The sequence below is a fragment of the Pseudoalteromonas sp. QJM3NY_12 genome (genome assembly GCF_056173165.1).
This window is the reverse complement of sequence record NZ_CM149661.1, coordinates 2,441,456-2,462,926: the sequence shown is the minus strand read 5'-3', so window position 1 is coordinate 2,462,926 and position 21,471 is coordinate 2,441,456. Positions and strand designations below refer to the sequence as shown.

Here is a 21,471-nt window from a genome sequence, read left to right as displayed (position 1 = left end):
CAATGTTTTTTAGGATTGTGCGGTGGGCTGTTGCCGCTTTTATTAGGTGATTTATGGCGATGAATGATATTTCAATGTTGGCGGTATCTGAGCAAGACTCATACCTAGTTAATAAAGACAGTGATAAAGCAAAATTAGATAGCAGTAATGATGCTGGCTTTTTTGACCAACTAGCACTTGCTAACCAAGCTTCTGATACACAAAATGCAGAGGTTAAGGCGCCAAAAAAACAACCATCAGATGAACCATCCGATCCAAAAGAGCAAACTAGCGAAGAGAAGCCTTTGAGCGGTGAGGATATGCTGGCGCAAATTAATGCGGCACAGGTAATCGACACCTCAGTAAAAAATAACTCTCATGGCGGCGCAGAGTTAATAGACAAAAATGGTGTCAAAATAAACATTAAGCCTGAAGATAAGCTTGCACCTATTGTTATTAATTTGCCAAGTGATGAAATTGTTGATGATGCAGCTATTTTACAAGCACAAAATGCTGTAGGTGCTGAGTCAGCGAGCAAAACTGCGGCTGATTCTTCACCACTTGGTACTCAATCAATAGCGACAGCTGCCACAGCCGGAGAATCTGAGACTGTTAAAAATGAGCAAGCGGTTGCTAAACCATCAGACAAGCCGACTGTTCCTACGAGTACTAAAGCATCGATAGACGCCTCTGTTTTAGCGCTGTTATCAAAAGATGATAATGCAATTAAAGCAGATAAACTCTTAGCAAATTTAACGCCTTCACAACAAGATGAACTTGCTACTGAGCTTGATGCGATGAGCAAACCTATTGATAAAGACAATGTAGCGGATTTAAAGCAATTACTCAGTAAGTATGTTAGCGAAAGCGAGAAACCGCAAACTCCTCAACAAGCCATTAATACACAAATAAGTACGTTAACTACCCCAGAAAAACAGGCATTGCTTAATCAGATGCAGGCATACATTAAAAGTGAGCCTCTATCTACTAAAGAACTTACTTTATTAAAAGGGGTTATCAGTGATTTAGAAACAGCTATCAACGCAGACACTTTGTCTAGTGCCAAAGATAAACCGCTGTTTGCTAATAATACGTTGATAGCAGGTGTTACACCTAAAACACAACAAGGTACAGAGTCGGCTAATGTAAAACCTGAGCTAAAATTAGAAAGCTCTAAATCGATAGCCGAAACGCCTGAAGATCTTGCTAAGCAGTTCGATGTGTTACAAAAAGAGAGTATGCGCGCCACTAACGCAGAACAAATGCCACCGCGTGCTGCACAGATTTTTTCTCAAATCATTAATATATTTGATAAATCGTCGCTTAATACTATCGCTAAATACGATACTTTAGGCTACGAACAAGCTATTATTGAAGCGCAAAGTTTACAGGCCGGGCAGTTGCAAAGTACTGCACAAGCTAAACAGGTAAGCATTGATCCTGCCACCTTACAGGCATTAAATATTATTAAAAGTGATGCCGCAAAAATGCTACAAGAGCGCGTTACTTCAATGTTAAGCATTAATAACAAAGAAGCTGAAATTCGTTTAGATCCACCTGAAATGGGCAGTATGCAAATTCGTATTCGAAGTGATGCGGAGCAAGCACAAATAAACTTTGTAGTGCAAAATCAGCAAGCCAAAGAAGCGCTGGAGCAATCATTACCTAGGCTTAGAGAATTATTAATGCAACAGGGTTTAGAACTAGGTGAAAGCAGCATTTCTTATGGTGGTTCATCTCCAGAACAAAACGAGCAACAAGAAGGTCAGCCACAAGGTCAAATGGCTAATAATAGCTCTTCAGATGAGACAAATAGTGAGCAACCAGATAAGCAAACACATAGTTCTGGACAACAAACGTCATCATCAATAGATTACTATGCCTAAGTCCTGCTATTATAATAGTTAAAACAAGCAAATACCTTTGCGAATAAAGGAAATACAATGGCTGAAGATACTAATTTAGAAATAGAAGAAGTCAGTAAAAATAAAAGCAAACTCATTATAATTATAGCCGCTGTATTAGTTATTGTTGGCGGTGTAGCTGGTTACTTTTTACTATCGGGTGATGATGAGCCCGTAGAAACTTTAACAGATGATGCCGCCAGTGGTGAAGTAGCCGCAGAATCATCAAGCTCCTCGGCAACGGTCGGTAGTGCGCTATATGTTGCTATGCCAAGACCTTTTATATTTAATGTTCCAGGGGCGAGTCGCGATAGAATTGTACAAATTAAAGTGCAATTGCTGGTGCGCGGAGATGGCAATGAAGAAACTGCTAAAAAGCATATTCCACTGATTGAAGGTACGCTATTGAGTGTATTTTCAATGACTACCGCAGATGAACTAAGCACCAGTGTAGGCAAAGAAACACTGCGCTTTACTGCGCTAGATAAAGTACAAGCTGCAATGATGGATGTGGAAGGAAGTAAAGTAATTGAGCGGGTACTGTTTACCGGCTTTGTGATGCAATAAGGGGTCAGTGTGAGCGATTTATTATCCCAAGACGAAATTGATGCGCTATTACACGGTGTTGATGAGGTCGAAGAGGAAGATATACACGACGGTGAAGACGGTGAGGGAAGTACGCTACAGTATGACTTCTCTTCGCAAGATCGCATCGTGCGTGGTCGCATGCCGACACTTGAAATTGTTAATGAGCGATTTGCGCGTCATATGCGAATTAGCCTATTTAACATGATGCGCCGCACCGCTGAGGTGTCAATTAACGGCGTGCAAATGATCAAATTTGGTGAGTATATTCACACCTTATTTGTACCAACCAGTTTGAATATGGTGCGTTTTCGCCCACTAAAAGGCACTGGCCTAATTACCATGGAGGCGCGATTAGTCTTTATACTGGTAGATAATTTCTTTGGTGGCGATGGTCGTTATCATGCCAAAATTGAAGGGCGTGAATTTACCCCAACAGAGCGCCGTATCGTGCAAATGCTGCTAAAAATAATCTTTGAAGATTACAAAGAAGCATGGGCGCCAGTTATGGATGTGTCGTTTGAGTATCTCGATTCTGAGGTGAATCCCGCCATGGCTAACATTGTTAGCCCAACCGAAGTGGTGGTTATTAGCTCTTTTCACATTGAGCTTGATGGCGGCGGTGGTGACTTTCATATTGCGCTGCCTTACTCAATGCTCGAACCTATACGAGAGCTATTGGATGCAGGTGTTCAGTCTGATACTGAAGATACCGATTTACGTTGGAGCAAGGCACTTCGCGACGAAATAATGGATGTAGAAGTCGATTTGTCGACTCAGCTACTTGAAGTTGATTTAAGCTTAAAACAAATTATGGAGCTTAAGGCGGGGGATATTATTCCTGTTGAAATGCCAGAGCATATTACTGTGTTTGTTGAAGAGTTACCAACATTTAGAGCTAAAATGGGTCGCTCACGCGATAACGTTGCGCTACAAATTAGTGAAAAAATTAAACGCCCTGATTCAGTTAAATCTGAGCTGCATGTCTTTACTAAAGGCGGCAAAAAAATTGATTCAGATGCAGAATTAGCAGAACTAGAAGATGATTTACACCTTTCAAACGGTGTAGACTTAGACTGGTAATTGATTAAAAGGTTAAAAGTATGAGCGATGATCAAGATACGATGGACGAATGGGCAGCAGCACTTGCTGAGGCTGAGGGAACTGACGATGATAGTGCAGAGGTTAAAGTAACCGAGCTTGATGAGCTGGATGATTCAAAGCATGAGCTCAGCGGTGAAGAAAAACGTAAACTCGACACTATTTTAGATATTCCCGTTACTATTTCGATGGAAGTAGGGCGTTCTAAAATTAATATTCGTAACTTATTACAACTTAACCAAGGTTCAGTTGTTGAACTTGATAGGGTTGCAGGTGAACCGCTAGATGTATTAGTTAATGGTACGTTGATAGCACATGGTGAAGTGGTTGTGGTGAACGATAAGTTTGGTATTCGCTTAACGGATGTAATTAGTCAGGTTGAACGGATCAAAAAGTTACGATGATAGCATTACTTGGTTTAAGCAATTCTGTGTTTGCAGCTACCGATGCTGCAACACCCACCACAGACATTATTTCAATGGTGATGTCGTTAGGTGTGGTGGTAGTGTTAATTTTAGTGTTGGCTTTTTTTGTTAAAAAGCTTAATCCAAATTTAACCAATAACGATGAGTTTAAAGTGATTCGCAGCCTCCCTTTAGGCTCACGCGAGCGTTTGATGGTAGTTGAGATAGATAATGCACAGCATCTATTAGGTGTAACTCCACATAGCATTAATTATTTACACAAACTAGAAACCCCCCTAACAGAGAAAGAGTTACCAGAATTAGCGAAGCGTTTTGGCAAAATGTTAAATCCACAACTTAATCAAAATAAAAAGAATTAATATTATGACCAAATGGCTGCTTATTATTCTTGCCACCGTGTTCATTCCTGGTGTTAATGCGGAAGGAATTGACGCGCTTACGATCACAAGTAATGCAGATGGCACGCAAGACTATTCAGTGACGCTACAAGTGTTAGCGATCATGACGGCTATGAGCTTTATTCCAGCAGCCATTATCATGATGACCTCGTTCACTCGAATTATTGTTGTTTTAGCTATTTTGCGCCAAGCGATTGGTTTACAACAAACGCCTTCTAATCAAGTATTACTTGGTATGTCGCTGTTTTTAAGTGTTTTTATTATGGCGCCTATTTATGAGCAAATAAACGAACGTGCAATCGAACCGTACTTAAGTGAACAGGTAACATCACTAGAAGCACTCGATTTAGCTAAAGAGCCAATGAAAGCTTTTATGCTTTCTCAAGTACGATTAAAAGACTTAGAAACCTTTGCAAAAATAGCTGGGTACGATCAGCTTGATTCACCCGAAGCAACGCCAATGATTGTTCTTATTCCGGCGTTTGTGACCAGTGAGCTACAAACGGCCTTTATTATCGGTTTTATGTTCTTCATCCCCTTTTTGATTGTCGATTTGGTGGTTGCATCGGTGTTGATGGCCATGGGTATGATGATGCTATCCCCCATGATTGTATCGCTACCGTTTAAGATTATGTTGTTTGTATTGGTTGATGGTTGGAGCTTGGTGATGGGTACGCTCGCTAAAAGCTTTGGGTTGGGCACATAGTGGTGCTTTCTACTTTGAACCAATCACTCTAGGAGTCGCCCATGGAACCTGAAGTATTTGTTGATATTTTAAGTGGAGCCCTGTTTTTAGTGATTAAGCTGGTGTCTGCTATTGTGGTACCTGGTTTAATTATTGGTTTAGTAGTGGCAGTATTTCAGGCGGCAACCTCAATTAATGAACAAACACTGAGCTTTTTACCGCGTCTATTAATTACTATTAGTGCGTTAATAGTGGGTGGACATTGGTTTACTCAAGAGCTGATGGATTTTTTTAATCGCTTAGTGCTTCTTATACCCGAAATAGCAGGTTAACGATGGAGTTCCCATTTTCCGTTGTTATTCAATGGTTAAGTGATTTTTTACTGCCCCTGGTGCGTATTAGCTCAATGATCATGATAATGGCGGGTATTGGCGCCAAAAACGTCCCTTCTCGAATTAAAATGGGCTTGGCTGTTGTAGTCACATTTTTAGTTGTGCCTGTTTTACCTCCCGCTACATTTACTAATTTATTTTCTTTTGAAATGGTTTTAGTGGTGCTACAACAAATGCTGATTGGCGTTGCGATTGGTTTTGCATCCACACTACTGCTCAATACATTTGTGTTAGCCGGGCAAATCCTTGCTATGCAAACTGGTTTAGGTTTTGCGTCTGTTGTTGACCCCTCAAATGGAATGAGTGTGCCTGCTGTAGGGCAGTTCTACCTCATTTTAGCTACCTTGTTATTTTTTGTATTTAATGGCCATTTAATGATGATTCAAATGGTGGTACATAGTTTTCAGGTATTGCCAATTGATGGTAATTGGTGGGCGGTTGATCATTATTGGGACATAGTGACATGGGGTGGTTGGATGTTTACCACTGCACTAGTGCTTTCGTTAGCGCCATTAACGGCCATGCTTGTAATTAATATGTCATTTGGCATCATGACCCGTGCTGCCCCACAGTTAAATATTTTCTCTATAGGCTTTCCGTTTACCTTAGTGGCAGGGCTCGTTATTATTTGGGCTACCCTCGGTAACTTTATCACTCAGTTTGAGTTCCAATGGCTAAAAATGGTTGAGCTAATGTGTACTCTAGTTGGTTGTTCCCCTTAGGAGAGCGTAATGGCTGAAGATTCAGGACAAGAAAAAACCGAAGAACCCACGCCCAAAAAAGTTGATGATGCCAAAAAGAAAGGCCAAATAGCGCGCTCTAAAGAGCTAGGTACTATGTTTGTACTTATTTTTTCTGCTATTTCTCTATTAATGTACGGCCCTGAAATTGGCAAAGGCTTGTACCGAATTATGGGCAGAATGCTTAGTCTTAATCGCAATGAAACCTACGACACCACAAAAATGTTTGCGGTGTGGGGGGAGGTGGCCGACGTACTGTTATTTCCTATGTCGATGTTTGTACTTATTATTGTACTCGCTGCGTTTATTGGTAACACCATGCTTGGCGGCTTTAATTTTAGCTGGCAGGCAGCTGCGCCCAAAGCCAGTAAAATGTCGCCAATGAAAGGTTTTACTCGGATGTTTGGCCCGCAAGCGGCTATTGAACTACTTAAGTCATTATTAAAGTTTGGCCTAGTGGCAACTTTCGCTATCTTTTTAATTAATGTTTATTTTGATGAAATATTACATTTAAGTATAGAAAGTGCGCCGGGCAATATCGTGCATGCTTTGGAAATATTAGCCTGGATGTTTTTAGGGTTATCTTGCACCTTAATTATTATTGCAGCTATTGATGCGCCATTTCAAAGTTATAGCCATAACAAACAGCTTAAAATGACGATGCAAGAAGTAAAAGATGAATATAAAAACTCTGAGGGTGATCCGCAAATCAAAGCGCGTATCAGGCAAACCCAACGTCAAATGTCGCAAAAGAGAATGATGCAGGATGTTCCCGATGCCGATGTTATTGTTACCAACCCTACTCATTACTCAGTGGCTTTAAAATACGACACAGAGCGAGCTGGAGCGCCTATTGTACTAGCCAAAGGTGTTGACGAACTCGCTATGCAAATTCGTAAAATTGCTTTGGGTAATGAAGTACCCATTGTTGAGTCGCCTACTTTAACGCGAGCGCTTTATCATACTGCTGAAGTAGGGGAGCAAATTCCCGATCAGCTATTTACTGCTGTTGCTCAAGTGCTTGCCTATGTATTTCAACTTAAACGGTTTAAAAAAGGCCGTGGAAAACGCCCTGTCGCGCTTAATAAAAAACTGCCAATCCCCGATGAATTCAAGTATTAACCGCTAACCAACTAACTTGGAATAGTTATTGCAATTTCAGCGTAGTGTCAATTTTTTGAAATTGTAGAGTTATGGAATTTAAAGCGGTATTACAACAACTTAATAAAGATAAAAAAGAATATGCAAAGGGCGTTGGTACACCGCTTTTAGTCTTAGCTGCGCTTGGCATGGTTATTTTACCCCTGCCTCCATTTCTGCTTGATATATTATTTTCGTTTAATATCGCGCTTGCATTAGTAGTATTACTGGTCACCGTATATACCATGAAGCCGCTTGAATTTGGCATGTTTCCAGCTGTGTTGTTAATCGCCACGATCATGCGTTTAGCACTTAATGTAGCCAGTACTCGGGTGGTACTACTTGAGGGTCATAATGGTGGTGATGCTGCTGGTAAGGTAATTGAAGCATTTGGCTCGGTGGTGATTGGTGGTAACTACGCCGTGGGTTTAGTGGTATTTTTGATTCTAATTATCATAAACTTTGTGGTAATTACCAAAGGTGCAGGGCGTATTTCTGAAGTGTCAGCACGTTTTACCCTTGATGCTATGCCGGGTAAGCAAATGGCGATTGATGCAGATATGAATGCTGGCTTTATTAGTGCAGAGCAAGCCAGAGAACGTCGTGATGAAGTAACCCGTGAAGCCGACTTTTATGGTTCTATGGATGGTGCTAGTAAATTTGTAAAAGGCGATGCTATCGCGGGTATCGTTATTTTAGTGATTAATATTGTAGGTGGTTTATTTGTTGGCATGATCCAACATGATTTGAGTTTTTCCCGTGCCATGGAAGTGTATACACTATTGACCATTGGTGATGGCTTAGTAGCGCAATTACCTTCATTACTACTTTCAATTGGTACTGCGATTGTTGTAACGCGTCAAAATGAATCGCACAATATGGGCGATCAGTTTAAGCAGCAGCTAGGAAACGAAAAATCGTTATTTATTGCCTCTGGTATCCTCATTACTATGGGTTTAGTCCCAGGTATGCCGCATATTGCATTTTTAAGTTTAGGGGCGCTTTTAGGTTACCTTGCATACTACACGCAGCAAAACAAACTTAAATTAGCAGCTGCTGAAGCCGAAGAAGCTGAAAATGCAGCTTCAGGTACCGGAATTGCGGCTAAACAAGAACAAAAAGAACTGGGTTGGGATGATGTACAGCAAGTTGATGTTATTGGCTTAGAAGTGGGTTACCGGTTAATTCCTTTAGTAGACCAATCACAAGGTGGCGAGCTATTAAACCGTATTAAAGGGGTGCGTAAAAAACTATCTCAAGAGCTAGGTTTTTTAGTGCCGCCAGTGCATATCCGCGATAATCTTGAGCTCGACCCAAATGCGTATCGCATCACCATGATGGGTGTATCAAGTGGTGAGGGTGAGCTTAAACACGGCGATGAACTGGCAATTAATCCTGGCCAAGTGTTTGGCCCGCTCAAAGGCATTGAAACTACAGACCCTGCATTTGGTTTAGATGCGGTATGGATAAAACCAGATCAAAAAGATGAAGCGCAATCTTTAGGTTATACCGTGGTTGATTCAGCCACCGTTGTGGCCACCCATATTAGCCAGTTACTCACCAATAGCGCCGCATTATTGCTTGGCCACGAAGAAGTACAAAACTTATTAGATATGTTAGGTAAAAGTCACCCTCGCTTAGTTGAAGGGCTAGTACCGGAGGTATTACCGCTGACCACCATCGTTAAAGTACTACAAAACTTATTAAATGAAGGGGTAGCAATACGAGATATGCGTTCGATTGTTCAAACCCTTGTTGAGTATGGCCCTCGTAGCCAAGACCCTGATGTATTAACGGCTGCAGTACGAATATCGTTGCGTAGATTAATCGTTCAAGATGCTGTTGGTATGTCTTCTGAAATCCCTGTCATAACCTTGGCGCCTGAGTTGGAACAGATGTTGCATCAGTCACTTCAAAATGCAGGTGATGAAGGTGCCGGAATAGAACCAGGACTTGCTGATAGACTTCAAACATCATTGAATGAAGCACATCAAAATCAAGAAATGGCCGGTGAACCTTCAATATTGCTAACGTCAGGAATGTTACGCACTGTGTTATCTCGATTTGTTAAATACACCATTCCAGGATTGCGAGTGATGTCTTATCAAGAGATACCAGATGAAAGACAGATCAAGATTGTCAGCTCTGTAGGCCAACAATAAGATTTTAAAGGGGTTTGAATTATGAAAATTAAACGTTTTTTTGCTAAAGACATGCGCACCGCACTAAAAGAAGTAAAAGAAGAGCTTGGTGTTGATGCGGTTATTATGTCAAATAAGAAACTAGCTAATGGCGTTGAAATTGTTGCTGCTGTTGATTACGACAAAGCCGCGACAAAAGCGCCAGAGCAACCTCAAAGCCAACCAGCTGCAAGTGCTTCATTTGCACATACCCAGAGCTCACATAACTTTGTAAAACCAGAGCCACAGCGTGCTCAACCTAAGCCACAAGCAAAGGTGGCAGACAGTTTACAAGCTTTATTAGAACGTCAATCTCCCCGTCCTCGTTCAGCAGAGCTTGCGTCAATGTTTTCACAATCAGGTATTGATACTTCTGGCCATTATCAAGAACAAGAAGCTGTGCAATCTCGACCTAAAAATATGTTCGAACGTGAACAAAGTGCGCCTGCACGTCCTCGTACTCAAGCTGATAGCTTAGGTTTTGATGATTTAGACAGTGGTTTTGACGATTTAGACTCACCGAGTGCACCGCGTCAGCAAACGATGCAAAACGAGTCGAGTGATATAAGCACCATGCGCGAAGAAATGAACGCAATTCGTCAATTACTAGAACATCAAGTGTCAGGTTTAATGCAACAAGATATGGCACGTCGCGATCCAACCCGTGCATGCATGATTGACCGTTTAGTGGGTATGGGAATAGATAAAGACGTTGCTGAGCAGATGGCATGCTTTGTACCCGATGATGTATCTCGCCAACAAGGTTGGAAAGCCTTATTGAATATGGTTGAAGATCAAATGCAAACCACTAACAACGAAATTCTTCGCCAAGGTGGTGTTTATGCTCTAGTCGGCCCAACAGGGGTAGGTAAAACCACCACAGTTGCAAAATTAGCTGCATTAGGTGCGCAAAAGTATGGTGCTGATAAAGTCGCGCTTATTACCACTGATACCTACCGTATTGGTGCGTATGAGCAGCTAGCAACTTACGGTCGAATTATTGGCTGTGGCGTAAAACAAGTTAAAGATGCAAATGAATTAGCAGAAGTTTTATACCATTTACGAAATAAACGTCTAGTCTTAATTGATACAGCAGGAATGAGTCAGCGAGATTTACGCTTAACTGAGCAGCTTAATACCTTAATGCGTAATCAACGTGTGGATATACGTAGTTATTTAGTATTAAGTGCTACAGCGCAAATCAATGTATTACAAGAGACAGTAAGGCACTTTAAAAAAGTACAGCTTAGTGGATGTATTTTTACTAAGTTAGATGAGTCATTGAGTTTAGGTGAGATTATTAGTATTGCGATTCAAAATCGTCTCCCAATAGGGTATCTTACTAATGGTCAGCGAGTACCAGAAGATATCAGAGTGGCAAATGCTGAAAAACTAGTAAAAAAAGCTGAGCAATTGTATTTAAAAAGAATAAAAGCACAACAATCAAGACACCAATCAGTGGCGTCGAACACAGTAGAGATGTATGATTAACACAGTTTTAGATCAAGCAAGCGGCCTTCGCAAAATGAGCAACAATAATAATAACGGCGTAAAAGTTATCGCTGTCACCGGCGGCAAAGGTGGAGTGGGTAAAACAAACGTATCCCTTAACACGGCAATCGCGTTAGGCCAACAAGGCAAGCGTGTGCTGGTATTAGATGCTGATTTAGGGTTAGCTAATTGTGATGTTATGCTTGGACTGCGTGTAGAGCGCAATTTGTCTCATGTTTTATCAGGTGAATGTGAACTCGAAGATATTTTAGTTGAAGGCCCCGCAGGCATAAAAATAGTACCTGCAACATCGGGATCGCAAAGCATGGTTGAGCTATCTCCTTCAGAGCACGCCGGACTTATCCGTGCATTTAGCGAGCTTAACACCGATTTTGATATTTTAATTGTGGATACCGCAGCGGGTATTTCTGACATGGTATTGAGCTTTTCTCGCGCCGCACAAGATGTGGTTGTGGTGGTATGTGATGAGCCAACCTCAATTACTGATGCTTATGCACTAATTAAAGTACTGAGCCGTGAACACGGCGTAATCAAATTTAAAATTGTTGCCAACATGGTGCGTAGCTTACGTGAAGGGCAGGAATTATTTGCTAAACTATCAAAAGTAACCGACCGATTTTTAGATATAACCATGGAGTTGGTTGCAACAGTTCCTTATGATGAGAATATGCGCAAATCAACGCGTCGCCAAAAAGTGATAGTTGAAGTTTTTCCAGGGTCTCCTGCTGCGATTGCTTTTAAAACACTGGCGACAAAAATTACTAAGTGGCAAACACCTAGTCAAGCCTCGGGTCATTTAGAGTTTTTTATTGAGAAGCTAGTTAGTAACTAACGATGACAATACCGGTGAATAGAGCTATGGGATATCAGTCAGCACAGAATTTAAATATGATTGTTGAAAAGCATGCCTCATTAGTCAAAAAAGTGGCATGCCATTTAATTGCTCGTTTACCGGCCAGTGTGCAACTAGATGATTTAATTCAATCAGGTATGATTGGCTTAATAGAGGCTTCAAAAAACTTCGATGCCAGTAAAGGCGCGAGTTTTGAAACCTTTGCGGGTATTCGTATTCGTGGTGCAATGATAGATGAAATGCGACGAGGTGATTGGGTTCCACGTTCAGTTCACAGAAAAAGTAGACTAGTAGCAGAGACGATAGTCGCGCTTGAAAACAGTTTAAATCGTGAACCTAAAGATAGTGAAGTGGCTGAAAAACTTGAAATTTCGTTAAATGAGTACCATCATATTTTAAATGATGTCAATGTAAGCAAAGTTTTGGGCATTGAGGACCTTGGTATTGACGATGATGTGATTACACCTCATGGCCAAGATTTAGCACTAGACAAACCTTTCAATAATGTTAAAAATGAACGGTTTAATGAGTCTTTACTCAATGCGATAAAGTCGTTACCGGAAAAAGATGCAATGGTGCTTTCTTTGTACTATAACGATGAAATGAATTTAAAAGAAATTGGGCATATACTCGATGTTAGTGAGTCGCGTGTAAGTCAGATACATGGTCAGGCGATGATTAAGCTTAAAGCAAAAATCAATGACTGGATAAACTAGAAGTAAGTAAATAAAGGTTCAGGCCTCACTGGAGGATGTTTTGGATAAAAACATTAAAATTCTTGTTGTTGATGATTTTTCAACAATGAGACGTATTATTAAAAACCTGTTGCGCGATTTAGGTTTTACCAATGTTCAAGAAGCGGATGATGGGTCAACTGCTTTACCTATGTTGCAAAATCAAGTATTTGATTTTGTTGTAACAGATTGGAATATGCCAGGCATGCAAGGTATTGATCTTTTGAGGGCAATTCGAGCTGATGACAAATTAAAGCATATTCCTGTTTTAATGGTTACAGCAGAAGCTAAAAAAGAACAAATAGTAGCTGCGGCCCAAGCAGGTGTTAATGGTTATATTGTTAAACCATTTACTGCAGGTACATTGAAGACTAAATTAGAAAAAGTGTTCGAACGCTTAGGTTAATGAGAGGGAGAGGCTTATGTCAGCACCTGCTGCGCCTCAGATTACTTTAGAACAAGCTCGCCAGTTGGTTGTTTTTTTAGAAAATGGTGAGCAAGATAAAGCGAATCAGTTAATTTTAGAAACAGCTTCACAAGAGCAATCACAGTTATTTGCTGAGGTAGGTAAGTTAACGCGTCAATTACATGAAGCTTTAAAGAGTTTCGAGTTAGATACGCGCTTAACAGACATTACCACTGATGCCATCCCTGATGCTAAGAAACGCCTCAACTATGTCATGGAAATGACTGAGAATGCAGCCAATAAAACAATGGATGCAGTTGAAGCTAGCTTACCTTTAGCGCAAGAAATTGCTGACGAAATTTCTGATATCAAGCCAACGTGGGATCGGTTAATGAGCCGGGAAATTGAGCTTGGTGAGTTTAAGTCACTTTGTCATAGTATTGATAAGTTTATGAACAGCTCTCATCATAAAACTGATGAGTTGCAGATGTTGATGACCAATGTATTGATGGCTCAAGACTATCAAGATTTAACTGGTCAGGTTATTCGTCGTGTTATTGAACTTGTGCGTGAAGTTGAAGAAAGCTTGATCCACTTGTTAACTGCATTTGCAGCACAAGGTGAGGTTGAGCCAACACAACAGACCGAACAACCAGAAGAAACAGAAGATTCCATTGTTGCACAAACACTAGCAGGCCCTGAAGGGCCTATTATTGATAAAGAATCGCGTAATGATGTTGTATCTGATCAAGATGAAGTTGATGATCTATTATCAAGTTTGGGCTTCTAATAGGAGAGTACTGCATGAGCTTTGAAGTCGATGAAGATATTTTACAAGACTTTTTAGTAGAGGCCGGAGAAATCCTTGAGCTTTTATCTGAACAGTTAGTAGAACTGGAAAACAACCCAGATGATACTGAACTACTAAACGCAATATTTCGTGGTTTCCACACTGTAAAAGGTGGCGCCGGTTTTTTGGCAATGACAGAGCTTGTTGATGCATGTCATGGTGCTGAAAACGTGTTTGATTTATTGCGCCAAGGTGTAAGAACAGTTAACTCTGAATTAATGGATGTAATTTTACAAGCGCTCGACACCATTAATGAAATGTTTGCCACAATTAAAAATCGTGACCAGCCAGAACCTGCTGATCCAGAGTTACTTGCAGTCCTTCATAAGCTTGGACAACCACCGACGGCAGAAGAGCTAGCCGGCGATGCTGTAGTTGAGGAAGATACAGCCTCTGTTGAAACCCCATCAGTAGAACCTGAGGCCGCTGTAGAACAACCTAGCAATGATTCTGAAGAAGACCCATTCGCATTTGATGAATTATTTAACGGCCCAGATAGTAGTAGCTCAGACTCTCAGATTGATGAAATAACTGAAGATGAGTTCGAAAGTCTTCTTGATGAGCTTCATGGTAAAGGCCAGTCCACGCAAGAAAAACAATCCCCATCAAGCGACAGTGATGTAAATGGCGATATTACAGATGATGAATTTGATAGCTTATTAGATGAGCTTCATGGTGTTGGTAGTTTTGGCGAAGTTACTCAAAGCACTGCAAGTACACCACAGCAAGCACCATCAGCTCCTGTAGTAGATTCACAAAATAGTGACTCAAGCGCGGGCGATGATGAAATAAGTGACGATGAATTTGAAGCTTTGCTAGATGAATTACATGGCAAAGGTGCACCTAAAGCTATAGAAGCATCGGCTCCGGCAAGTAAACCTGAGCCCGTAGCCGCAAACAAGTCTGCACCTGCTGCTACACCGAAACCTGTACCAAAACCTGAACCGAAACCGGTACCAAAAGCAGAGCCTGCTAAGCCTGCGCCTGCTCCACAGCCAGCCAAGGCCGCGCCGCCTAAAAAAGCAGCGCCTCCACCGGCAGAAACAACGGTTCGTGTTGACACCAAACGTTTAGACCAAATAATGAATATGGTAGGCGAGCTGGTACTTGTGCGAAACCGTTTGGTGAGTCTGGCAACAAACTCTGACAGCGAGGCTATGGGCAAAGCTATTTCTAATTTAGATGTAGTGACTGCTGATATCCAAGGTGCGGTAATGCAAACGCGAATGCAGCCAATCAAAAAAGTGTTTGGCCGTTTTCCACGTGTAGTTCGAGATTTAGCACGAACGCTACAAAAAGATATTAATTTATTACTTGTTGGTGAAGACACTGATTTAGACAAAAACTTAGTAGAAGCATTGGCAGATCCATTGGTGCATTTAGTGCGCAACTCAGTGGATCATGGTATTGAAATGCCAGATGTTCGTGAAGCATCGGGTAAACCTAGAACGGGTACTGTGACCTTATCAGCTTCTCAACAAGGCGATCATATTCTACTTACCATCCAAGATGATGGTGCCGGTATGGATGCTGAAAAGCTTAAAAAGATTGCGATTAGTAAAGGGGTGCTTGATCACGACCAAGCGAGTCGTCTTTCTGATACTGAAGCGTATAATCTTATTTTTGCACCTGGTTTTTCAACTAAAGAAGAGATCTCAGATATTTCCGGCCGTGGTGTTGGTATGGATGTGGTTAAAACAAAAATCACTCAACTCAATGGCTCGGTGAATATCAAATCAGAAATGGGTGTTGGTACTACTTTAGAAATTAAAGTGCCACTTACTCTAGCGATACTGCCTACCTTAATGGTAATAGTTGGCGAACAAACCTTTGCGTTGCCGCTGGCGGGTGTGAGTGAAATATTCCATTTAGATTTAACAAAAACCAATGTGGTTGATGGCCAGCTAACTATAATTGTTCGTAAAAAATCAATTCCACTTTTCTACCTTGAACATTGGCTCATTAAAGGCGCCGATAGAGGTCATCGAAAAGCACAAGGTCATGTGGTTATTGTGCAAATAGGAACTCAAAAAGTGGGTTTTGTTGTTGACTCGCTCATTGGTCAAGAAGAAGTGGTAATTAAGCCTCTAGACGCATTACTTCAAGGTACGCCAGGTATGGCAGGTGCAACAATCACCTCTGATGGTGGTATTGCACTGATCCTAGATGTGCCAAATATGTTAAAGCATTACGCTGGATAATTAAAAGTAGGCATACATTTTATGCCTACCCATTCATTGAATAAGAGAGCGAAATGGCTGTTAAAGTTTTAGTAGTTGATGATTCAAGCTTTTTTCGCCGCAGAGTGAGTGAAATACTTGAACAAGACAGCGGCATTGAAGTTATAGGTTTCGCTGTAAATGGTCGAGAAGCTGTCGATAAAACAGCTCAACTACGACCCGATGTGATCACCATGGATGTTGAAATGCCTGTGCTTGATGGCATCAGCGCAGTTAAAGAGATAATGGCGAGTAATCCCACTCCTATTTTAATGTTCTCGTCGTTAACGCGTGCAGGGGCATCTGCTACCTTAGATGCACTTGATGCTGGTGCGATGGACTTTTTACCGAAAAAGTTTGAAGATATCGCACGTAACAACGACGATGCAATTAAGTTATTACAAAATAAAGTTAAAGAAATAGGCCGCCAGCGAATTGGTAGAATTACCAGAGCGCCTGCTGCTCCAAGTCTTAAACCAGCGCCAGGCACTTCTGAGCGCTTTGCTAACAAGCCTATAGTGCAACCTGATCGTAGCTTTAAAAGTGCAAGCCCAACGCCTTCAAGTAGCGCATCAACACGTGCTAGTGGTAAGCAATACCAATTAGTTGCTATTGGCACATCAACAGGTGGACCGGTTGCACTGCAAACTATATTGACTCAGTTACCTGCTAATTTCCCACACCCAATACTACTCATACAACACATGCCTGCGGCATTTACACCTGCGTTCGCAACCCGATTAGATAGCTTGTGCAAAATTAAAGTAAAAGAAGCACAGCAAGGCGATAGGCTTCAACCTGGCTGTGCATATTTAGCACCAGGTGGGCAGCAAATGATGGTAGAAGGACGGGGTTCAAACAGAACACTACGCGTATTTGAAGATAAAAATGAACGAGTAAGCTATAAGCCTAGTGTTGACATAACCTTTGCTAGTGCAGCAAAAGCATACCAAGGTGATGTACTTGCCGTTATTTTGACTGGTATGGGCGCGGATGGTCGTGATGGTGCTCGTATGCTTAAACAATCTGGCGCTACAATTTGGGCTCAAGATGAAAAAAGCTGTGTTGTATATGGTATGCCGCAAGCAGTAGCAAGTGCAGGATTAGCAAGTGAAAGCATAGGTCTTCATGATGTTGCTGCGCGTTTAAAAAGAGAGATTGGCTGTGGATAAGCTTTCTATTTTAGGATTATTGGTTGCATTAGGTGCTATTGCAATCGGTTATTCTTTAGAGGGAGGTGTGGTATCTGCTCTGTTTAATGGGCCTGCACTTATTATTGTATTAGGCGGCACATTAGGAGCAGTGATGCTGCAAACATCAGCCAATACATTTAAGAAAATGCTTAGTATTACTCATTGGGTTTTTGTTACTGATGACCACGATATTGAAGATACGATTGAACAAGTAAAGCGCTGGTCGCATAAAGCCCGCCAAGAGGGCTATTTAGCGCTCGAAAACGAAGCACTTACTCACTCTGACCCTTATGCCACTAAAGGACTGAGTTTATTAGTCGATGGCTGCTCAGATCAAAAGCTTCGTGATACTCTCGAGATTGATTTATTACTTGAACGAGAACGATTGCTGGAAGCTAGCCGAGTGTATGAAGCGATGGGAGGTTACAGCCCAACCATTGGTATTTTAGGTGCTGTGCTTGGACTGATCCAAGCTATGTCGTTTATTAACGATCCTGAGCAATTAGGAACGGGTATTGCCACTGCATTCATTGCGACTATATATGGTGTAGGTTTAGCTAATTTACTGTTTTTGCCGATGGCCAACAAATTAAAGCAACGGGTTGAGCAAAAAATGCTTTACCATGAAATGCTAGCTGAAGGCGTTATTGCCATTAGCCAAGGCGAGAGCCCTATTAATATAGAATTAAAGCTTGAAGCTTACCGCGTTGAACGTCCTATATTACAGGCTCATTAGCGGTTATGCTTCGCCGTCGCTTACGTCATCAAAACGTTAAAAGCCAACATACTGAGCGTTGGCTAGTCTCTTATGCAGATTACATGACCATTATGTTTGCATTTTTTGTTGTATTGTATGCTATTGCAATAAACAAAGAAGACAATATACAAGTTTTATCTGACTCTCTTGAGCATGTTTTTGATAAGTCAGCTAAACAATTTTCTCAGCAAGGTAAGGGAGTAAACGGCGATGCTTTGTTGCTTGAAAGAGTGACTCCCGAGGCTGAAGTTTTATATGGCGAAAGTATTCAAAAACAAGAACAAGGGCCAGTATTGCTCGATGGCCAAAGTGATAATAGCAATATCAGCCAGCGTCACTTAGGTAAGCCACTCGACAGTTTACTGGTCAAACTACAGTCGTCACTCATTGATGAAATACGTAGTGGCGATGCAAGCTTAGAGCTTAGTCAAGATTGGCTGGTTATTGAACTTAATTCTGGGTTGTTGTTTGCCAGCGGTAGTGCCGTTGCGCATAACCAAGCTAAAGACGTTGTAAAAAAGATTGAAGCAATAATCGCACCTGTCGATAACTATATAAGAGTGCGGGGATACACAGATAACGAAACTATTCGCAATGAAATATTTCGCTCTAATTGGGAGTTGTCGGTGGCACGTGCAACATCAATATTAGTTGAATTAGAGCGCTTAGGTATTCAATCTGCGCGCATGGCAATTGAGGGATATGGCCAATACTCACCTTTTGCCGATAATGATACCGAAGCAGGGCGGGCTGAAAACCGCAAAGTGGTGATTGCGCTTTCCAAATACGGCTTGGTTTTAGAGTCAGCGGATGAGGATACTGAGCAGCAACTTCCTGAAGCTATTAAACCAGCTGAAGTTGAGCTGCCTACTCAAGACGATACAATAAAAATAATTCGCTTAGAGCATGGTGGTATTCGTGTTACTACGCGTAATGAACAGTAATTAGGATGTAATGTGAAAATCTGGACAGTAGCCAATCAAAAAGGAGGGGTAGGTAAAACCACTACAGCGGTTAGCCTTGCTGGCATCCTTGCGCTTCAAGGTAAGCGAGTGTTACTGATTGATACCGATCCACATGCATCATTAACTTATTACTTTGGCATTGATTCAGAAGATTTAGAGGTCAGTGTTTACGATATTTTCAGTCGCGGGTCGAGCATGAAAAGCGAGGAAATATTGCAAGCATTATGCCCTTCTACTATAGAAAATCTTGATATTTTACCTGCCACAATGGCGATTGCTACACTTGACCGTAGTATGGGTAATAAAACGGGGATGGGCCTTATTTTAAAAAAAACATTGGCTAAAATTGGCGAGCATTACGATTACGCAATTTTAGATTGTCCGCCCGTTTTAGGGGTACTTATGGTCAATGCCCTTGCTGCTTGTGAAAGAGTGCTGGTACCAGTACAAACTGAGTTCTTAGCGCTTAAGGGGCTTGATAGAATGATGCGTACTATGGAATTAATGCAAACCTCGCAAGCGAAAAGCTATGAATATACTATAATTCCAACTATGTATGATAAGCGCACCAAAGCGTCACTTGAAGCCTATAAAACATTACAAGATATGTACAAAGAAAAAGTATGGCCAGGTGTAATTCCTGTTGATACAAAATTTAGAGATGCGAGTTTAGCGCAAAAAGTGCCTATTGATTTTTGCCCTAATGCCCGTGGAGTCTATGCTTATAAAGCATTGCTCGAATATTTAATAAAACAAGGTTAATAAATGAGTAAGCAATTATTTGCTAATGAAAAAGTAGTCACTCAGTATTTAGGGGCGTTATTATCTGATGACGTACCAGCGAAAGACCTTGAGCCTGTTGCTAAATTGCTTGAGCAGGTAGCGTATGAAGAGCAAAAAGAGCAACCACTTCAGGTTGAATCGGTAGTTGAGCCGGTTGTTGAGGTTGAAAAATGCCATGAGCAGGTAACGAATGTAGAAATAGATTCTCACCAAGTGCAGCAGCTTGAAACTGAACATGATGTAGCACTTGGTAATGAAGCAGAATACTTTGATGGTGAATTTCAAGCATTATTTTTTGAAGTAGCAGGACTCACTTTAGCAGTGCCATTAAAAGCGTTAGGCGGCATACATGAGCTTGGAGAGGTGAATCATTTATTTGGTAAACCTAAATGGTTTAAAGGTGTCATGATCAACCGAGAAGAAAAGCTCAATGTTGTTGATACTGCACGCTGGGTTATGCCTGAAAAGTATGATGAGCAGTTAGAGGCATCTTTAAATTATCAATATCTAATCACTTTAGGTGATAGCCAGTGGGGTTTATTAGCAGAAAAACTAATAAATAACATTACATTGAGTAAAGAAGATGTAAAATGGCGTACAAATGACAGTAAGCGCCCATGGCTTGCTGGAGTAATTAAAGAAAAAATGTGTGCTTTAATAGATGTTAATAATTTAAATGCACTATTAGAGAAGGGCTTAGATAGCCGTCACAAGTAATGACCATTACGAGGTAAGAGCATGAGTGAAGATAAATTACTGTCAGCTAAAAAAAATGCAGATAATAATGATGAAATTTTACAGTGGGTTACGTTTAAGCTAGAAGATGAAACTTATGGCGTAAATGTAATGCAAGTGCAAGAAATACTACGTTACACCGAAATTGCTCCTGTCCCAGGTGCGCCTTCGTATGTGATTGGTATTATCAACCTGCGTGGTAATGTTGTTACCGTTATTGATACTCGCTCTCGCTTTGGGTTACCTGACATTGAAGCGACCGACAATTCACGTATTTTGATTATTGAAGCTGAAGAACAAGTAATTGGTATTTTAGCCGATAGCGTGTCTGAGGTCGTGTATTTACGTAGCTCAGAAATTGACAGCGCTCCAAACGTGGGTACTGAAGAAAGTGCTAAATTTATTCAAGGTGTATGTAACCGCGATAATGAGCTACTTATTCTGGTTGATTTAAATAAACTACTTAGTGATGACGAATGGGATGAGTTAAGCGATATATAAGCTTCTCTACATAAAATTATGTTATTACTTGGTATTGCAATTGCGGGTTTGGCATTTGGGCTATTCTCGCTGCTGTTAATTGTGATGTTTAAAAAGCGTTATGCGAATGAGCTTGGCGCACAATTACAGCAATTTAAAGATTCATCAGAGCAGATTAATATTTTACGTAGCGAAGTCTCTGAGTTACGAACTGGATTAATGAGTATTGGTAAACGAGTGCTTGAGGTAGAACAACAAAACCAAGAGCTGATACAGCAACAAGCTGCTCAAAAATACGATGACCCTGATGCTAAAATATACTCTCGAGCGGTAAAAATGGTTGAGCTAGGTGCTGATTTAGATGAGGTTATTCGCGAGTGTGAATTACCCCGCGCCGAAGCAGAACTGTTATTTTCTTTACACAAACAAAAAGGCGCTTAGCGCCTTTTTTGTTT

23 protein-coding genes are annotated in these 21,471 nt (G+C 41.1%); all 23 read left to right on the top strand.

Annotated elements, in window-relative coordinates; genetic code table 11:
• Nucleotides 1–53: 53 nt before the first annotated feature.
• A complete protein-coding gene (locus AC0VZ5_RS11570; protein ID WP_475472918.1) occupies nucleotides 54–1,865 on the top strand; it encodes a flagellar hook-length control protein FliK in 1,812 nt (603 codons plus the stop codon).
• Between the two features lie 57 nt (nucleotides 1,866–1,922).
• The gene (fliL, locus tag AC0VZ5_RS11565) at nucleotides 1,923–2,450 is read left to right on the top strand and encodes a flagellar basal body-associated protein FliL (RefSeq protein ID WP_010387911.1); all 528 of its coding nucleotides are present in this window, start codon (nucleotides 1,923–1,925) and stop codon (nucleotides 2,448–2,450) included.
• 9 nt (nucleotides 2,451–2,459) lie between these two features.
• Nucleotides 2,460–3,551, top strand: a complete 1,092-nt coding sequence (gene fliM, locus AC0VZ5_RS11560) for a flagellar motor switch protein FliM (protein ID WP_010387912.1) — start codon at nucleotides 2,460–2,462, stop codon at nucleotides 3,549–3,551.
• 20 nt (nucleotides 3,552–3,571) lie between these two features.
• A complete protein-coding gene (gene fliN / locus AC0VZ5_RS11555) occupies nucleotides 3,572–3,973 on the top strand; it encodes a flagellar motor switch protein FliN (protein WP_010387913.1) in 402 nt (133 codons plus the stop codon).
• The gene (gene fliO / locus AC0VZ5_RS11550) at nucleotides 3,970–4,353 is read left to right on the top strand and encodes a flagellar biosynthetic protein FliO (RefSeq protein WP_010387917.1); all 384 of its coding nucleotides are present in this window, start codon (nucleotides 3,970–3,972) and stop codon (nucleotides 4,351–4,353) included. The genes fliN and fliO overlap by 4 nt, the downstream gene beginning before the upstream one ends.
• Before the next feature lie 4 nt (nucleotides 4,354–4,357).
• A complete protein-coding gene (fliP, locus tag AC0VZ5_RS11545) occupies nucleotides 4,358–5,098 on the top strand; it encodes a flagellar type III secretion system pore protein FliP (protein ID WP_475472915.1) in 741 nt (246 codons plus the stop codon).
• Between the two features lie 41 nt (nucleotides 5,099–5,139).
• The gene (locus tag AC0VZ5_RS11540) at nucleotides 5,140–5,409 is read left to right on the top strand and encodes a flagellar biosynthetic protein FliQ (RefSeq protein ID WP_010387922.1); all 270 of its coding nucleotides are present in this window, start codon (nucleotides 5,140–5,142) and stop codon (nucleotides 5,407–5,409) included.
• Nucleotides 5,410–5,411: 2 nt separating this feature from the next.
• On the top strand, nucleotides 5,412–6,191 hold the full coding sequence (gene fliR, locus AC0VZ5_RS11535; protein WP_010387923.1) for a flagellar biosynthetic protein FliR: 780 nt from the start codon (nucleotides 5,412–5,414) through the stop codon (nucleotides 6,189–6,191).
• A 9-nt stretch (nucleotides 6,192–6,200) separates the two neighbouring features.
• Complete coding sequence (gene flhB / locus AC0VZ5_RS11530) at nucleotides 6,201–7,331, top strand: flagellar biosynthesis protein FlhB (protein WP_036981753.1); 1,131 nt, start codon at nucleotides 6,201–6,203, stop codon at nucleotides 7,329–7,331.
• A gap of 71 nt (nucleotides 7,332–7,402) precedes the next feature.
• Complete coding sequence (gene flhA, locus AC0VZ5_RS11525; RefSeq protein ID WP_010387925.1) at nucleotides 7,403–9,511, top strand: flagellar biosynthesis protein FlhA; 2,109 nt, start codon at nucleotides 7,403–7,405, stop codon at nucleotides 9,509–9,511.
• Between the two features lie 21 nt (nucleotides 9,512–9,532).
• Nucleotides 9,533–11,020 (top strand): flagellar biosynthesis protein FlhF, encoded by a 1,488-nt coding sequence (gene flhF / locus AC0VZ5_RS11520; protein WP_138605305.1) that lies wholly within the window; start codon nucleotides 9,533–9,535, stop codon nucleotides 11,018–11,020.
• Nucleotides 11,013–11,873, top strand: a complete 861-nt coding sequence (locus AC0VZ5_RS11515; RefSeq protein ID WP_138605306.1) for a MinD/ParA family ATP-binding protein — start codon at nucleotides 11,013–11,015, stop codon at nucleotides 11,871–11,873. The genes flhF and AC0VZ5_RS11515 overlap by 8 nt, the downstream gene beginning before the upstream one ends.
• A 26-nt stretch (nucleotides 11,874–11,899) precedes the next feature.
• Nucleotides 11,900–12,610: an RNA polymerase sigma factor FliA gene (locus AC0VZ5_RS11510; protein ID WP_138605376.1), complete on the top strand. Its 711-nt coding sequence runs from the start codon at nucleotides 11,900–11,902 to the stop codon at nucleotides 12,608–12,610.
• 40 nt (nucleotides 12,611–12,650) lie between these two features.
• Nucleotides 12,651–13,034 carry a chemotaxis response regulator CheY gene (gene cheY / locus AC0VZ5_RS11505; RefSeq protein WP_138605307.1) on the top strand — a complete coding sequence of 128 codons (384 nt, stop codon included), beginning with the start codon at nucleotides 12,651–12,653 and terminating at the stop codon, nucleotides 13,032–13,034.
• 16 nt (nucleotides 13,035–13,050) lie between these two features.
• Complete coding sequence (locus AC0VZ5_RS11500; protein WP_138605308.1) at nucleotides 13,051–13,824, top strand: protein phosphatase CheZ; 774 nt, start codon at nucleotides 13,051–13,053, stop codon at nucleotides 13,822–13,824.
• Nucleotides 13,825–13,838: 14 nt separating this feature from the next.
• Nucleotides 13,839–16,085, top strand: a complete 2,247-nt coding sequence (locus AC0VZ5_RS11495) for a chemotaxis protein CheA (RefSeq protein ID WP_475472909.1) — start codon at nucleotides 13,839–13,841, stop codon at nucleotides 16,083–16,085.
• Between the two features lie 53 nt (nucleotides 16,086–16,138).
• Complete coding sequence (locus AC0VZ5_RS11490) at nucleotides 16,139–17,275, top strand: protein-glutamate methylesterase/protein-glutamine glutaminase (RefSeq protein WP_464711436.1); 1,137 nt, start codon at nucleotides 16,139–16,141, stop codon at nucleotides 17,273–17,275.
• Nucleotides 17,268–18,032: a flagellar motor protein gene (locus AC0VZ5_RS11485; RefSeq protein ID WP_138605311.1), complete on the top strand. Its 765-nt coding sequence runs from the start codon at nucleotides 17,268–17,270 to the stop codon at nucleotides 18,030–18,032. Before AC0VZ5_RS11490 ends, AC0VZ5_RS11485 begins: the two co-directional genes overlap by 8 nt.
• Nucleotides 18,033–18,037: 5 nt before the next feature.
• Complete coding sequence (locus tag AC0VZ5_RS11480) at nucleotides 18,038–18,997, top strand: flagellar motor protein MotB (RefSeq protein ID WP_178956405.1); 960 nt, start codon at nucleotides 18,038–18,040, stop codon at nucleotides 18,995–18,997.
• A gap of 12 nt (nucleotides 18,998–19,009) precedes the next feature.
• Nucleotides 19,010–19,780, top strand: a complete 771-nt coding sequence (locus tag AC0VZ5_RS11475) for a ParA family protein (RefSeq protein WP_475472907.1) — start codon at nucleotides 19,010–19,012, stop codon at nucleotides 19,778–19,780.
• Between the two features lie 3 nt (nucleotides 19,781–19,783).
• A complete protein-coding gene (locus AC0VZ5_RS11470) occupies nucleotides 19,784–20,518 on the top strand; it encodes a CheW domain-containing protein (protein WP_198523533.1) in 735 nt (244 codons plus the stop codon).
• A 21-nt stretch (nucleotides 20,519–20,539) separates the two neighbouring features.
• Nucleotides 20,540–21,037 (top strand): chemotaxis protein CheW, encoded by a 498-nt coding sequence (locus AC0VZ5_RS11465; protein WP_008112225.1) that lies wholly within the window; start codon nucleotides 20,540–20,542, stop codon nucleotides 21,035–21,037.
• 18 nt (nucleotides 21,038–21,055) lie between these two features.
• Nucleotides 21,056–21,457, top strand: a complete 402-nt coding sequence (locus AC0VZ5_RS11460) for a DUF2802 domain-containing protein (RefSeq protein ID WP_054201706.1) — start codon at nucleotides 21,056–21,058, stop codon at nucleotides 21,455–21,457.
• The last annotated feature ends 14 nt before the right edge of the window (nucleotides 21,458–21,471 follow it).

What these genes read in the sequence shown, in the direction of transcription:
- fliP (WP_475472915.1), top strand. Translation starts at nt 4,358, where the DNA reads ATGACCAAATGGCTGCTTATTATTCTTGCCACCGTGTTCATTCCTGGT.
- AC0VZ5_RS11480 (WP_178956405.1), top strand. Translation starts at nt 18,038, where the DNA reads ATGCTTCGCCGTCGCTTACGTCATCAAAACGTTAAAAGCCAACATACT.
- fliL (WP_010387911.1), top strand. Translation starts at nt 1,923, where the DNA reads ATGGCTGAAGATACTAATTTAGAAATAGAAGAAGTCAGTAAAAATAAA.
- AC0VZ5_RS11495 (WP_475472909.1), top strand. Translation starts at nt 13,839, where the DNA reads ATGAGCTTTGAAGTCGATGAAGATATTTTACAAGACTTTTTAGTAGAG.
- AC0VZ5_RS11570 (WP_475472918.1), top strand. Translation starts at nt 54, where the DNA reads ATGGCGATGAATGATATTTCAATGTTGGCGGTATCTGAGCAAGACTCA.
- AC0VZ5_RS11465 (WP_008112225.1), top strand. Translation starts at nt 20,540, where the DNA reads ATGAGTGAAGATAAATTACTGTCAGCTAAAAAAAATGCAGATAATAAT.
- AC0VZ5_RS11460 (WP_054201706.1), top strand. Translation starts at nt 21,056, where the DNA reads ATGTTATTACTTGGTATTGCAATTGCGGGTTTGGCATTTGGGCTATTC.
- fliN (WP_010387913.1), top strand. Translation starts at nt 3,572, where the DNA reads ATGAGCGATGATCAAGATACGATGGACGAATGGGCAGCAGCACTTGCT.
- fliR (WP_010387923.1), top strand. Translation starts at nt 5,412, where the DNA reads ATGGAGTTCCCATTTTCCGTTGTTATTCAATGGTTAAGTGATTTTTTA.
- AC0VZ5_RS11515 (WP_138605306.1), top strand. Translation starts at nt 11,013, where the DNA reads ATGATTAACACAGTTTTAGATCAAGCAAGCGGCCTTCGCAAAATGAGC.
- AC0VZ5_RS11490 (WP_464711436.1), top strand. Translation starts at nt 16,139, where the DNA reads ATGGCTGTTAAAGTTTTAGTAGTTGATGATTCAAGCTTTTTTCGCCGC.
- AC0VZ5_RS11500 (WP_138605308.1), top strand. Translation starts at nt 13,051, where the DNA reads ATGTCAGCACCTGCTGCGCCTCAGATTACTTTAGAACAAGCTCGCCAG.
- flhB (WP_036981753.1), top strand. Translation starts at nt 6,201, where the DNA reads ATGGCTGAAGATTCAGGACAAGAAAAAACCGAAGAACCCACGCCCAAA.
- flhA (WP_010387925.1), top strand. Translation starts at nt 7,403, where the DNA reads ATGGAATTTAAAGCGGTATTACAACAACTTAATAAAGATAAAAAAGAA.
- AC0VZ5_RS11510 (WP_138605376.1), top strand. Translation starts at nt 11,900, where the DNA reads ATGGGATATCAGTCAGCACAGAATTTAAATATGATTGTTGAAAAGCAT.
- AC0VZ5_RS11470 (WP_198523533.1), top strand. Translation starts at nt 19,784, where the DNA reads ATGAGTAAGCAATTATTTGCTAATGAAAAAGTAGTCACTCAGTATTTA.
- fliO (WP_010387917.1), top strand. Translation starts at nt 3,970, where the DNA reads ATGATAGCATTACTTGGTTTAAGCAATTCTGTGTTTGCAGCTACCGAT.
- AC0VZ5_RS11540 (WP_010387922.1), top strand. Translation starts at nt 5,140, where the DNA reads ATGGAACCTGAAGTATTTGTTGATATTTTAAGTGGAGCCCTGTTTTTA.
- flhF (WP_138605305.1), top strand. Translation starts at nt 9,533, where the DNA reads ATGAAAATTAAACGTTTTTTTGCTAAAGACATGCGCACCGCACTAAAA.